Here is a 12,886-nt window from a genome sequence, read left to right as displayed (position 1 = left end):
TCACACAGACAGTGAAAGATACCCTCATTTTATTTAATTCATAAACAATTTATTACCACAAAGCAACTTTACCTAAGTTACCAATTTCTAATCTGACACTTATCCCCATTGCCTTAAAGACCTTGGCTATAGTAGAAAATGTCAGATTTTTACCGTTCTCTATTCGGGAAATTTGTGCTCTCTGTACGCCTATTAACTTTCCCAATTCATCTTGCGTAAGATTCTTTGATTGTCGGGCTTGCTTAATCGCTTCACCTATAAGAAATGAATGTAATTCATCTTCATACTTATCTCGCTTGGGAGTTCCTTTTACCCCTATATGTTTATCCTCTATCTCATCAAGAGTATAAAATTTCATTTCTTCCATATCTTTATTTTTTAGAGTTAAAATATATTTTCCTTATTTCTTCTGCTCTTATTATTTCTTTCTGAGGAGTCTTTTGAGTTTTCTTTATGAAACCATGTGTAGCTATCACTAAAGTATCTACATCACTGGTCTTATCCCAAAATGCTAACAAGCGATATTGAATTTTGTTATAGTGTGTTCTAAATTCCCATATCTCCGTATCATCTAATTTCTTAAACAGTTCGGAATCTATAATATAAGTTGATTTTCGAATATTATAGATTACCTTATCTTTTATTTTCAAATCTAGCTTACTTAGAAAGTCGTCCGCTTCTTTAGATAATATTACTTTAAATTTTTCTTTTGCTTCCATAACCTTCTATTTACTTCGCAAAGATAAAACATTGTTTCGCTATATGGAAACAATCATCATAAAAACTACTGTTTCTTCTTAAATATCCGGATTATTGACTTCTTCATCTCACGACGCTAACCTCTTCATCTCGAAGAGCAAACTTCTTCATCTCGCGAAGCTGACTTCTTCAAGTATCGAAAGACACTTCTTCATGTTCCGATGCAAACTTCTTCAAGTGTCGGAACTTACTTCTTTAAGTTTCGGAAATTGTTTCTTCAAGTGTCGGAGTTGACTTCTTCTTCTTAAATATAAGGCATAAAAAATCCCCTCCGGATATCCGGAAAGGGATCTTTTGTCATTCAGAAAATAAAAATCATTCAATAACCGGACGGTCGTCTTCGCCTGAACCGCCACCAGTATTCGTTTTACCTTCAACCAGTTTGTCAATCCATACAAATTCCACTTTCTGCATAGCAGCTTTTAACTCTTCTCCGGGCTGAAAATTAATATTTACACAATTAATATCCGTAGCCTTCAAATCTTCTTTCTTCCCCTTTCCGCTACTATTAAGGGAAGGATAAAATGTACCCCAATCACCGAGTTTCACACTATGTCCGTCTGCCATCAAACGTTGGATTATTTTCCGAAGCTGGCGGATAGACATCAACGCTTCCGACGGATTCAGAGTCGTCTCATCGGCAATAAGTTCAGCCACCTTCGTTTCCGAAACCAACCCGGTAGAGTTCTGAACGGCATACCATTTCTTCGGAGCGTTCTTATCCCGCGGATTAGCACGCTGGATTGCTTTGATTAATATAGCCATGATAAATAGTTTTAAAGTTAAACTTAAAATACATTGTATTTCGAAAAGAGAAGCCATTCTATCACAGCATTTGAATCAATGCCGAAAGAATGTAGGTACAAACAAAAATTAAAAGTTCTTCTCATAAATAATTTCAACAACCGTCTCTGAATTAATATCAATAGTATACGTACCCCGACCAAAACCAATAATCTTACCATTTACTGTTATAGTACGTGATAAATACATATTCTCATAATCACTCACATGCAAAATTAATGTACCCGGTTCTGAGAAATAAGTAAATCCTTCGTAAGGAAAACTTATAAAAGTATCACCATATCGGCAATCTGCAGTAAAAAAAGGACCTAAGCCTGTTCCTAATTCATGTCCCCAAGAGTCCATTTGGGTAATAGTTACCTTAATTCCGGCTTTTCCTTGTTTACTATTTACATCTGACTGATTGGTTGCAAAACTTACTGTACAAACAAAAAGTAACAACAACAATGAGATAAATCTTTTCTTTTTCATAATATAAATATTTAAAGTGAAACAATAATTTAGTTCAACAATAAGAAATATAAAAGGTACCTCCTCTTCACAGAGGAGGATACCTTCCCACATCAATTATGTATGCTAATACCTATGCCATTATTCTAACTGTGACTGGTTCGGTTCCGTAGGCCAGTACGGATTTTGATAGATCGGCGAAGTCGATATATCTTTCACATCTGTAGCCGAAATACGGAAATGATTAATACAAATCGGATCCAAATAGTTAGCTTTCATCCAGTTATAACCATTATACAAACCATTATTCTTTTCAATCACCTGATACGGACGGAGATATTTACCACTCTTTTCTCTACTTGAGACATTCGGTGTCTTGCCTGGAGTTCCGGCAGGGATTAGTTTACTTTCACCTTTTTCTTCATCAAAGAATAACTTATCCTTGTACATCTCATCCCAGAAATTACATCCTTCTATAATATAATTCTTTACCTGGTCAAGGGCTCTCCAACGTTTCAGGTCATCCATACGGAAACCTTCTGCAACAAATTCAGAACGACGTTCACGACGAATGTTATACATCAAAGGAGTAACCTGAGTACCTCCGGAATAAACAGCCCAATCATCTTCTTTTGAAAAATCGGTAGCCGAAACAGTTTTCATATAATCTTCATCTATACCTGCTCTTTTACGAATACTTTTCCAGTACTGAGCTGCTGTTCCATCAATCGATGCACCATTGTTTTTCAAACAGGATGCTTCGATATAGTTCAGGTAAGCTTCAACAGCACGGAATATTACCTGACCACCATCCTGCGACATCTGTCCACCTAGTGTACCCGGATCGTAAACATAGTTTAAACCTTTACGAATATGAAAACCTGTCACTTTACGAACTTCCTCAAGGTCTACAATATTCGGTGCACCAAAGAATGCAGAAGCGGAATCAGTCGGAACAAAAACACTTCTACGGGAATGTTCAGATACCATAAATAATTGCAAACGTTCATCACGATTAAGCTTCACCTTATCTAAGGTTTCATCTTCGCCGGTATAACCTGAACCGCTGGCGTAAACAGGAAGACCATTCTTCATTAGGAATGTCCCGACATAACCGCGTGTCAAACCGGTATTACTTCCATTATAACAATATACAGACACGGCATTGGCTACATTTAGCGAAGCATCATAATCACGCCACATGATTACTTCGTCGTACTTGCTCATATCCTTATCACCAAACATCTCGAAATAGGGGTTCCACCCCGCAGTTTGTCCTGTTCCCGGATCGGTATTTCCTGAATTAACTGTCAGCGGATGATTGTCTGCCACAGCCTTAGCTGCAGCCATAGCCTGATCGGTAAAGAAAGCAATCTCCTGATTTAAATCAATAGAAAAGCCAGAATTATAAGGCATATTAGCACCTGGCCATCCTGGTTCACCCGGTACACGAGGTGTTCCGCGGTGATAAGTTTCAAATGTAGCTTCATACAAAGCGACACGTGACTTAAATAACAAAGCGGCATCACGAGTGATACGATTTTTTCCTCCTGAAGGATTATCCGACAGTAATTCAATCGCTTTATCTAACTCGGAAAGAATATAACGGGCCACCACATTACGAGGTTTACGCTGGCTGGCTGCAACCAGTTCCTCTTTTTCATCCTTCAAGACACCTTCTATAATAGGGAAATCACCGAAACGTTTCAACAATGTGAAATATTCGTAGGCACGAAGAAAATGAGCTTCACCGATATAATGGTTGATATTTGTTTCTGTTCCAGCAATAGTACCGGCTGCCAGTTTAGCCTCTACTTCCTCAAAAAAGAAGTTGAATGCACGGATGCGGGTAAAACGCCATTCCTGTTTATCCAGATCTGATTTTTCTTCATTTTCTCTGACACGCCACTGACCCGGTTCCCAATATTTAGTTTCACTGGCAGCGTTTGCCTGATTATCCGTATTATTGTCACCTAAAGCAGCCGGTCCCATATTCCACTGATCTTTTCCAATTGGAAACAGATCATACTGTTTAATCGTGAAAGAAGCCAGGTCCGCATCCGAATTAAAGTAGGAAGTTGCCGTTACCTTATCCAACGGTTCCTTATCCAGAAAATCATTACAACTCCCCAGCATCAATGAACCCGTCAACATGCACGATAGTGCAATAAGATTTTTTATATTTTGTTTCATCTGTTTGAGCTATTAGAAATTAACGTTAATACCAAAAGAAATTACTTTAGATAATGGATATACTTTACCATTATTATCTAAGTTATCCGGTTCTGTATTGTTTGTGTCCCACCAGGTTCTACCTGATACGGTTTCCGGATCAAACATCTTCGCCATTTTCGTGATTGTAAACAAGTTATCTCCTGAAATATATACACGGAAAGATTGAAGTCCGATCTTACTTATCCATTGTTTCGGGAAGGTATAACCCAATTGGATATTCTTCATACGGATATAAGCTCCATTCTGCAAATAACCTGTTTGAGTCTTCTGGTTACGGGTTGCATCGTTACCAAACAATGGGCGAGGATAATAAGCATCCAGGTTAGCTCCCATTTCATCACCTTCCGGACGGAAATAATCCAGGTGATCTACAAAACCGGCAGATTGCCACATACCTCCTACTGCACCCCAGAAATAAGGTCCGCCGACTTCTACGTCGCGTTTACCAACTCCCTGGAAGAAAGCACTGATATCAAAACCATTCCAGGATGCATCCAAGGTAATACCATAGTTGTATCTCGGCGTATTATTACCGATGACTTTCTTATCACCAGAGTCACCAACCTGACCGGCACCTTCGTCAACCTTTCCATCTCCGTTAATATCGGCATACATAATATCACCTGCACCCCAATTCTTACCCAATGCACTTTGATCTACTTTAGCTAGATGAGCATCCATTTCTTCCTGAGTTTTTGCGATACCGATAGTCTTAAATCCCCAGATTTCACCATCCATTTTACCTGCATACCAAGTACTATACTTCATTGTTTCATTCGGATAACGTGTGATTTTTTGACGAGCATCCGACATAATTGCCTTTACACCGTAACTAACCTTACCGATACGATCACGCCAGGAAAGTTCCAAGTCGAAACCATAAGATTCCATATCAGCATTATTAATCTTCGGAACATCTGCACCTAATGTAACAGGAAGCTCAGGAGCAGGTCCAACCATATCGAGTGTCTGACGTTTAAAATAATCGAACGATCCAGTCAAACGGTTATTCAAAGCACCGAAGTCCAAACCTATATTCCATGAACGAACAGTTTCCCAAGTCATTAAGCTACTAACCAATCCCGGCATCTTAGCAGTGGTCGGTTGTGCTCCGTTAACCAACCAGTCACCATTACCTGCACCTATATCCATTGACGGGAAGAAAGGATAAATATCGGTTGTATTCTGGTTTCCCAATTCACCCCAAGATCCGCGAAGCTTGAATTCGTTTACATAATCGGACCAATTTCCCCAGAAATCTTCACGTGCGATATTCCAACCGACAGAGAACGAAGGAAAGAATCCCCAGCGCTGGTCGTCAAGGAAACGTGATGTCCCATCATAACGCATATTGACTTCGGCCATATACCGCTCTTTATAGTTGTAGTTCAAACGCCCAAAGAAACCGGCAGTAGACCATTCATTCTTTTCTCCGCCATTTTTCATATTAGTTGTAGCTGTAGTCAGATACGGTACTGTAGGAGAAATCAAGCCTTGACGTGATCCCCACATACTATTGAATTTATTCAATTCAGCATTGAAACCGACCATGCCTTTAAAATAATGTCCGTTTTCTGTTTGATAGAAGTAATCGGTAAAGAAGTTCATCGTAAAGTAATTACGCTTATTCGTCGATTTATTGAATTCAGTAATACCAGGACCATGACTTTCATCAAACTTCATCAGTTGAGGTTCATTTTTTTCATTATAATTATAAACCGGTAAGACACCATATTCACGATTCATATTTTCCGTACGGAAGTTTCCTTCCGCAGTGATTTTCCAATTCTTGATCGGTTCGATTACTAACTGCATCTGCTGAGTCAGATAATCGGTTGACTTATTATCACGTCCGCCATCTTCCAACTGTATAATTTCGCTACCTGGCATATAATGACCATTCGGATCTGTTACCGGAATAGTCGGCCAGCGACGTGCAAGGTTGTGAAAGAATAAACCTGTCTGATAGTATGATTTATCATAGTCATTGCGTACCCAACGGGAAGTATAATTCATACGGATATACTTTGTGATCTCAGCACCTAACTTAGCATTTAAGGAGAAACGCTTGTAGCTATCATCTGAATGTTTCAACATACCGCGTTGATCCATAAAGTTACCGGATACCATATAATTAACCTTTTCGTTACCTCCGCTTACGCTGATATTGTGCTCGTGAGATGGAGACCAATGGCGATAATGCTCCCCAAACCAGTCTGTATTCGCATTTGCTCCGCCATATTCCTGCCAATTTCCGTTATTTGCAACCGTACCTGCAGTAATTTCACCTTTCTGATAAGCCACAATACGATCCAAAGATTCCTGATTGAACACTGCTTGTTGTCCACCATTGGCTGCTGCAGCATTGAAGTAACGCGCAAAATCGTAAGAGTTCATCATTTCCGGAACTTTCAACGGATCAGAGAAACGAATATTATTATTGTAATTAATTGTTACTCTTCCACTTTTACCAGACTTAGTTGTAATCAAAATTACCCCAAAAGGAGCACGTGAACCGTAAATAGAAGAAGCAGCGGCATCTTTCAAAATTGAAATATTTTCGATGTCCTGAGGATTAATGGTGTTCATATCGCCTTCCATACCATCAATCAAAACCAATGGTGAAGCATTAGAACCCGAACCGATCGAACCGGAACCACGAATATTGAATTTCATTTCGTTATCCAACTCTCCTCCTCCCATAGGCACTGAGAAGTTCAAACCCGGTACAACACCTTGCAAAGCCTGGCTCACATTGGCAACAGGACGATCAGCCAGTGCTTCTGCTTTTACCATACTTACGGCACCGGTTACATTCACTTTCTTCTGTGAACCGAAACCAACCACAACGACTTCATCCAAAGCTTGTGAGTCGTCCTGCAAAACGATATCCAATGTTTGCTGGTTGGTGATCTTTACATCTACATCCTTATAACCGATAAATGAAATCTTCAAGGTAGCTCCTGCAGGTACTTTCAATGAGAAATTACCATCCACATCGGTTACAGTTCCGATGGTTGTGCCAACGACAGATACGTTGGCTCCGATAACCGTTTCACCGGTAACATCTTTTACTACACCTTTGATAGTGCGTTCGTTTTGTTGGCTAACCGGCATGCCGGCACTTTCTTTAATAGTAGGATTTGAGGTTGTCAAACCTTTTCCTGTGTCCGCTTTTGATGGAGCGGCAGAAAATAAAAAAAGAAGTGCAAACGCCACATTCCAGTTTTTCATTCCCCGGAAATTCTCTCTCTTCATGTTTAATGTCATTTTCTTTTAAGTTTTTTCCTCGATAATTCTTAATTAACTCTGATTAGATCTCAAGGGCGGTTAACCCTTTCATAGTTGTGTTCTCTTTTTTTAATCATAGGCAAATTTGTATTTATTTCACACAGCAAAAGAAGTAATATGCCTCTTATTCAATATCCAATATCGTCTAAAGAATGTTCGTTTTTAAATAAATCTCTTATTATACAAGCCCTAAAAGGCATTAAAGGACATTTGATACATTATTCCGGTTAAATCCGGACTGCGTTAACAAATAAAAAACGCAGCCATGTTATCAGATAACATGACTGCGTCATTCATATATTCTTCCTCCTTCCAGAGAGTTATTTTCTGCTTATCTCAATCGGTCGAGCGAGCGAACCAAAGCCTCGTCGGCACCGATATTACGGATTGCCAGATAATCCAGGATTAAGGCAATCACCGGGAAAGACAAGGCTATCTTCAGATTCAGAGCAATGTCCGTCAGCTCACCTTCCAGCATCCAAACAAAGAAAGCGAACAAGCCATAAAAGCCCAGCATCAGGATAGCATTGAATACGCACAGGCGAATCTGCAGGATTCTTTTCTTGAATAAAAAGATAGTGACTAAGGCCAGGATGGAGATAACAGCCGTCAAAGCGAAAAGCCCCCACATCGGATAAACCAACTCCGGTTCAGCAGCGACCGTGCTGACACCTGTCGCATCGAACGAGTAAAACTGATCTCCCGCCTGCAGTATGGCAAGAGGTAAAAATAACGTGGCAACCATCAGGCCCACGATAATAAGCAAATAAACGGTTTGTATTCTTTGTAACATTTCAATTGACAATTGACAATTGACAATTGACAATGGAAACAAGACAAAAAAAGAAAAAGGACAATTGTTACATCAGGACAAAGATTTCATCCTCTTTTGTAGCAATTGCCCTTTATATTCATTTAATTGTCAATTGTCCATTGTCAATTGTCAATTAATTAAAAGTTATTCTTTTCTTTAGCAGGGTTCTTATAATAAACCTTACCTTCTTCATATTCCTGTGCAGCGATCAGCGTCGGCTTCGGAAGTTTTTCATAATAACGGGAGATTTCGATCTGCTCTCTGTTTTCGAAAACTTCTTCCAGGTTATCGTTGTAAGAGGCAAACTCCTGAAGTTTCTTTTCCAGGTCCTGCTTCATTTCAACGCTAATCTGATTAGCACGTTTGCCGATGATCATTACTGTTTCATACACATTTCCCGTGTCGGCTGACAATTTCATCATGTCACGGGTAACCGTGTTCGAAGGAGCGTTAGACTTTCTGTAATCCATTTTACTTTATTGTTAAATAATATCGTTAATACGTATCTGTTATTCTCTTGCTGGCATAATCGTAGAACTTCTGTGCCTGTTTTACGTATTTGCCTTCCGGATATTCGTTCATGTAGGTGTAGTATTCATCCACTACCTCACGATAACGACCCTGCAACTTTTCTTCCACACTTAACACAGCCTGTTCGTACTTTGCACGTAATACATAGAACATAAATTCTTCTCTATATTTAGAGTAAGGATAGTTCTTCAAAGCATTCTCAGCAGTAATTACAGCAGATAAAAAGTTGTTATCGCGCATATAATTACCCAAGTTAAAATACAACCTTACGGCAAGCAGTTCCTTGTAAGCCAGTTTCTCCTGCAATTCGAACATGATCTTCTGGGCTTCGGCAGCACGCTCGCTCTGCGGATAATACTCCAGATAGAGCTGCAACTGGTTGATAGCTTCATACGTCTGTGTCTGATCCAACCGCGGATCGGGTGAGTCCAGATACAAGCCATATCCTGAATAATAACGGGCTAACTCAGTGTATTCGCCCTTCGGATAGGTGGTATAATACGTATTAAAGTATTGCGAAGCCGTCTGATAATCTTTCTGTCCGTAATAGCTCTGGGCCAGCAGGTACAAGGATTCTTCGGCATAAGCAGTTCCTTTAAAGATTGTAACCAGTTCATCCAGCAAGGTGGCGGACTTGTTATATTGCTTTGCATTGAAGTACTTCTTTGCATACGAATATTTCAGCTCATAGTCCGTACTTTTCAGTATCTTGTTGTACTCCCCGCAAGAGGATAACAAGACCGTAATCATCATCAATAAAAATACAACCTTTTTCATTCACATACTTTTAGCGCGCAAAGTTACATTATTTTCGGTAAAATAACGAAGCGCATAACGTTAATATTTACAACTTATATAAATCGCTGGCAGCAATCAGCTCCAGTTTATTGGCTTTCAGTACCTCTGCGCACTTCTCCACATTGTCGGGACGGATGATCACATTCGCCGCCTCTCCCTGCGAGAAAGCATACATATATTCGACAAAAATACCTGCAGAAGTGATGATCTCCATCGCCTTAGCCAGCGCACCCGGCTGATTGGGGCAATGAAGGCATACGACATCGGCCACACTCACCGCATATAGTTTTTCACGAAGCACCTGAATGGCTTTCTCCGTATCCGACACAATCAAACGCAGGATACCGAAATCCGAATTTTCTGCCACCGTAAAAGCCGACATGTTCACTCCGGCTTCACCTAAAATCTTTGCTACTTCCGTAAAACGGCCTTTCTTATTTTCAAGAAAGATGGATAATTGTTTAATTAGCATAGCATTTTACTCTTTTAAGGGGTTAAACTAACTTACGATTGTCGATCACGTGTTTAGCCTTACCCATACTGCGTTCGAGGCTGCGCGGTTCCACAATCTTTATATCAGGCTGAATACCGATCACGCTCTGCATACGGGCGGCGATCTTCTTCTTCAGCGCGATCATCTTGTTCATCTCGTCCGAATAATAGTCCGGACGTACTTCTACCTGGATCTGGAAAGTATCGGTGTTGTTCACACGGTCTACCACGATCAGGTAATGCGGTTCAAATTCCGGCATTTCCAACAATACGGATTCTACCTGCGACGGGAATACATTCACACCGCGGATGATCATCATATCGTCGCTACGTCCGAGGATACGACCCATGCGGACAGCCGTACGGCCGCATTCGCATTTTTCGTAGATCAGATGTGTCAGGTCGCGCGTACGGTAACGGATCATCGGCATACCTTCCTTGGTCAATGTCGTGAACACCAGTTCGCCTTGTTCGCCCGGAGCAACCGGCTGCAAGGTTACCGGATCGACGATTTCCGGGAAGAAGTGGTCCTCCCACAGGTGCGTCCCGTTTTGGCATTCGCATTCGCCGCCGACACCGGGACCGCAGATCTCCGTCAGTCCGTAGATATCATATGCCTTGATGTTCAGCTTTTCTTCCAGCTCCTTACGCATATTTTCCGTCCAGGGTTCAGCACCGAAGGCTCCTACCCTCAACTGAAATTCTTCCAAAGGAATACCTGAACTGTGGATCGTCTCCGCCAAATACAAGGCATACGAAGGCGTACATGCCAGTCCCTTCGCACCGAAGTCGTGCATCAACTGGATCTGCTTCTGCGTATTTCCGCTACTCATCGGGATCACTGTCCCGCCGATATTTTCCACGCCGCCATGAGCACCCAGACCTCCGGTAAACAAACCGTAGCCATAAGACACCTGCACGGAGTCATTCTTCGTAATGCCGTAGGCCGTCAAGCAGCGTGCCACCACTTCCGACCAAATAGAAAGGTCCTTGCGGGTATAACCTACAACAATCGGTTTTCCGGTCGTACCGGAAGAGGCATGCAAACGAACAATCTCGGACATCGGCACAGCCATCAGCCCGAACGGGTAATTATCTCGTAAATCCTGCTTTACCGTGAACGGCAGCTTGGATATATCATCAATCGATTGAATATCATCCGGAGTAATTCCCATCTCCTGCATTTTCTTGCGATAAAAGGGCGTATTATGATAAACGTGTTCGACAACCCGTTTCAACCGGATGCTCTGTAATTTCCGCATTTCTTCGCGGTCCATACATTCAATAGTTTCGTTCCAAATCATGGTATCAGTTTGTTATCATTTAATTGTTAGTAGTGTAAAACTGTCGCAAAGTAATAACTTTTTTACTAACTGACAATAAAATAATAGCGGTAAATCAAAAGATCGTATCTTTGTCCGGCGATTCGAAGAGAGACAGCAAAATGAGACGAAACATACTGGCACTATACATTATTAAGTTATCCAAATGGTTCACACTGGTCATGCCGATCATCGTGCTCTTCTATGAAGATCATGGGCTAGGACTGCAGGATGTATTCATTCTGAAAAGCGTTTACTCGATCGCTGCCGTGGCACTGGAGATACCGTCGGGATATCTTGCCGACGTATGGGGACGACGCAAATGTCTGATACTCGGATGCATTCTTTTCTTCTTCGGATATCTTTGCTATTCTTTTACGGGGACATTTGCCGCTTTCGTTGTTGCAGAGATACTGCTGGGTACGGGGCAGACGCTGGTCAACGGGGCAGACTCCGCCTTGCTGTACGATACGACTGTGCAATATAAAAAAGAGAATCTGTATCTGCGTTACGAGGGACGCATCACCATGATCGGAAACTTTGCGGAAGCCGTTGCCGGTATCTTCGGCGGATTGCTGGCCGCCTATTCCCTGCGCTATCCTTTTTATGCCCAGGCGGTGATCGCCTTCAGCGGCATTCCTGCCGCATTTGCACTGCGGGAACTGAATATCAAAAGCAAAGTACAAAGCCCCGTACAGGAGATCATGCGGATCATCAAATACTCGCTGGTCACAAACAAGAGATTATGCTATAATATCATGTTTTCAGGAATCATCGGAGCTGCGACTCTGACGATGGCGTGGTTCGTGCAACCCTACCTGATGTATATGAATACGCCTACCTCCTGGTTCGGGGTCATTTGGACGGTGCTGAACCTGACTGTCGGTATCGCCGCCCTTTATTCAGACCGGGTAGACCGCTATTTCGGACCTAAAAAGATGGGGATACTGATCCTGACATTCGTGGCAGGCGGTTACGTGGCGCTGGCATTTAACCTGACGTATGCCGGATTGGCTATCCTGTTCGTCTTCTACATGATCAGAGGGTTTGCTACACCGATATTAAAAGGGTATATCAACCAGATGACGTTCTCGGAGATGCGGGCGACTGTCCTGTCTATCCGTAACTTTATCATCCGGCTGATGTTTGCCGCCATTGCCCCGTTTATCGGATGGCTGAATGATGTGTATTCATTGCGCACTGCGTTGCTGGCATCGGCTGCCATTATCCTGGCTCCGGGAGCGTTGTTCCTTTGGTTACAATTGACGGCAAAAGCCGAAGAAGGGGAATAAGCCTACCCGTTTAATTGACAACCGATTACAGTTTCCTCGTAGTTCCCCGGTTTGGAAATTTCAGTTCCCTGGGCAGGGAACTGGAATTTCCTCGGCAG

12 protein-coding genes are annotated in these 12,886 nt (G+C 41.8%); 1 reads left to right on the top strand and 11 read right to left on the bottom strand.

Features of this window, described 5'->3' with window-relative positions; genetic code table 11:
* Nucleotides 1-52: 52 nt before the first annotated feature.
* From P3L47_RS14550 to P3L47_RS14500, 11 genes are all read right to left on the bottom strand, one after another.
* Nucleotides 53-367 carry a helix-turn-helix domain-containing protein gene (locus P3L47_RS14550; protein WP_277781265.1) on the bottom strand — a complete coding sequence of 105 codons (315 nt, stop codon included), beginning with the start codon at nt 365-367 and terminating at the stop codon, nt 53-55.
* A gap of 4 nt (nt 368-371) precedes the next feature.
* Nucleotides 372-719 (bottom strand): type II toxin-antitoxin system RelE/ParE family toxin, encoded by a 348-nt coding sequence (locus P3L47_RS14545; RefSeq protein WP_277781264.1) that lies wholly within the window; start codon nt 717-719, stop codon nt 372-374.
* A 355-nt stretch (nt 720-1,074) separates the two neighbouring features.
* The gene (locus P3L47_RS14540) at nt 1,075-1,524 is read right to left on the bottom strand and encodes an HU family DNA-binding protein (RefSeq protein WP_277781263.1); all 450 of its coding nucleotides are present in this window, start codon (nt 1,522-1,524) and stop codon (nt 1,075-1,077) included.
* Nucleotides 1,525-1,632: 108 nt separating this feature from the next.
* On the bottom strand, nt 1,633-2,034 hold the full coding sequence (locus P3L47_RS14535) for a hypothetical protein (protein WP_277781262.1): 402 nt from the start codon (nt 2,032-2,034) through the stop codon (nt 1,633-1,635).
* Between the two features lie 120 nt (nt 2,035-2,154).
* Nucleotides 2,155-4,206, bottom strand: coding sequence for a RagB/SusD family nutrient uptake outer membrane protein (locus P3L47_RS14530; RefSeq protein WP_277781261.1), 2,052 nt, complete (start codon nt 4,204-4,206; stop codon nt 2,155-2,157).
* A gap of 12 nt (nt 4,207-4,218) precedes the next feature.
* Nucleotides 4,219-7,506 (bottom strand): SusC/RagA family TonB-linked outer membrane protein, encoded by a 3,288-nt coding sequence (locus tag P3L47_RS14525; protein WP_277781260.1) that lies wholly within the window; start codon nt 7,504-7,506, stop codon nt 4,219-4,221.
* Nucleotides 7,507-7,870: 364 nt separating this feature from the next.
* The gene (locus P3L47_RS14520) at nt 7,871-8,332 is read right to left on the bottom strand and encodes a DUF4293 domain-containing protein (RefSeq protein WP_122363082.1); all 462 of its coding nucleotides are present in this window, start codon (nt 8,330-8,332) and stop codon (nt 7,871-7,873) included.
* 158 nt (nt 8,333-8,490) lie between these two features.
* On the bottom strand, nt 8,491-8,823 hold the full coding sequence (locus P3L47_RS14515) for a DNA-directed RNA polymerase subunit omega (protein WP_122363083.1): 333 nt from the start codon (nt 8,821-8,823) through the stop codon (nt 8,491-8,493).
* Between the two features lie 25 nt (nt 8,824-8,848).
* Nucleotides 8,849-9,661, bottom strand: coding sequence for an outer membrane protein assembly factor BamD (locus P3L47_RS14510; protein WP_277781259.1), 813 nt, complete (start codon nt 9,659-9,661; stop codon nt 8,849-8,851).
* A 67-nt stretch (nt 9,662-9,728) separates the two neighbouring features.
* Nucleotides 9,729-10,154, bottom strand: coding sequence for an amino acid-binding protein (locus P3L47_RS14505; RefSeq protein WP_028726750.1), 426 nt, complete (start codon nt 10,152-10,154; stop codon nt 9,729-9,731).
* Between the two features lie 22 nt (nt 10,155-10,176).
* Nucleotides 10,177-11,478: a phenylacetate--CoA ligase family protein gene (locus tag P3L47_RS14500; protein ID WP_277781258.1), complete on the bottom strand. Its 1,302-nt coding sequence runs from the start codon at nt 11,476-11,478 to the stop codon at nt 10,177-10,179.
* 140 nt (nt 11,479-11,618) lie between these two features.
* Here P3L47_RS14500 and P3L47_RS14495 point away from each other — a divergent pair, with 140 nt between their 5' ends.
* Nucleotides 11,619-12,788: an MFS transporter gene (locus P3L47_RS14495; RefSeq protein ID WP_277781257.1), complete on the top strand. Its 1,170-nt coding sequence runs from the start codon at nt 11,619-11,621 to the stop codon at nt 12,786-12,788.
* The last annotated feature ends 98 nt before the right edge of the window (nt 12,789-12,886 follow it).

It is taken from the genome of Parabacteroides chongii (assembly GCF_029581355.1).
Classification (GTDB): domain Bacteria; phylum Bacteroidota; class Bacteroidia; order Bacteroidales; family Tannerellaceae; genus Parabacteroides; species Parabacteroides chongii.
Note: the sequence above shows the minus strand (reverse complement) of the source record. Positions and strands in the feature narration are given on the sequence as shown.

Coding starts and splice junctions, on each gene's coding strand:
- P3L47_RS14550 (WP_277781265.1), bottom strand. CDS start 367: ATGGAAGAAATGAAATTTTATACTCTTGATGAGATAGAGGATAAACAT.
- P3L47_RS14545 (WP_277781264.1), bottom strand. CDS start 719: ATGGAAGCAAAAGAAAAATTTAAAGTAATATTATCTAAAGAAGCGGAC.
- P3L47_RS14540 (WP_277781263.1), bottom strand. CDS start 1,524: ATGGCTATATTAATCAAAGCAATCCAGCGTGCTAATCCGCGGGATAAG.
- P3L47_RS14535 (WP_277781262.1), bottom strand. CDS start 2,034: ATGAAAAAGAAAAGATTTATCTCATTGTTGTTGTTACTTTTTGTTTGT.
- P3L47_RS14530 (WP_277781261.1), bottom strand. CDS start 4,206: ATGAAACAAAATATAAAAAATCTTATTGCACTATCGTGCATGTTGACG.
- P3L47_RS14525 (WP_277781260.1), bottom strand. CDS start 7,506: ATGAAGAGAGAGAATTTCCGGGGAATGAAAAACTGGAATGTGGCGTTT.
- P3L47_RS14520 (WP_122363082.1), bottom strand. CDS start 8,332: ATGTTACAAAGAATACAAACCGTTTATTTGCTTATTATCGTGGGCCTG.
- P3L47_RS14515 (WP_122363083.1), bottom strand. CDS start 8,823: ATGGATTACAGAAAGTCTAACGCTCCTTCGAACACGGTTACCCGTGAC.
- P3L47_RS14510 (WP_277781259.1), bottom strand. CDS start 9,661: ATGAAAAAGGTTGTATTTTTATTGATGATGATTACGGTCTTGTTATCC.
- P3L47_RS14505 (WP_028726750.1), bottom strand. CDS start 10,154: ATGCTAATTAAACAATTATCCATCTTTCTTGAAAATAAGAAAGGCCGT.
- P3L47_RS14500 (WP_277781258.1), bottom strand. CDS start 11,478: ATGATTTGGAACGAAACTATTGAATGTATGGACCGCGAAGAAATGCGG.
- P3L47_RS14495 (WP_277781257.1), top strand. CDS start 11,619: ATGAGACGAAACATACTGGCACTATACATTATTAAGTTATCCAAATGG.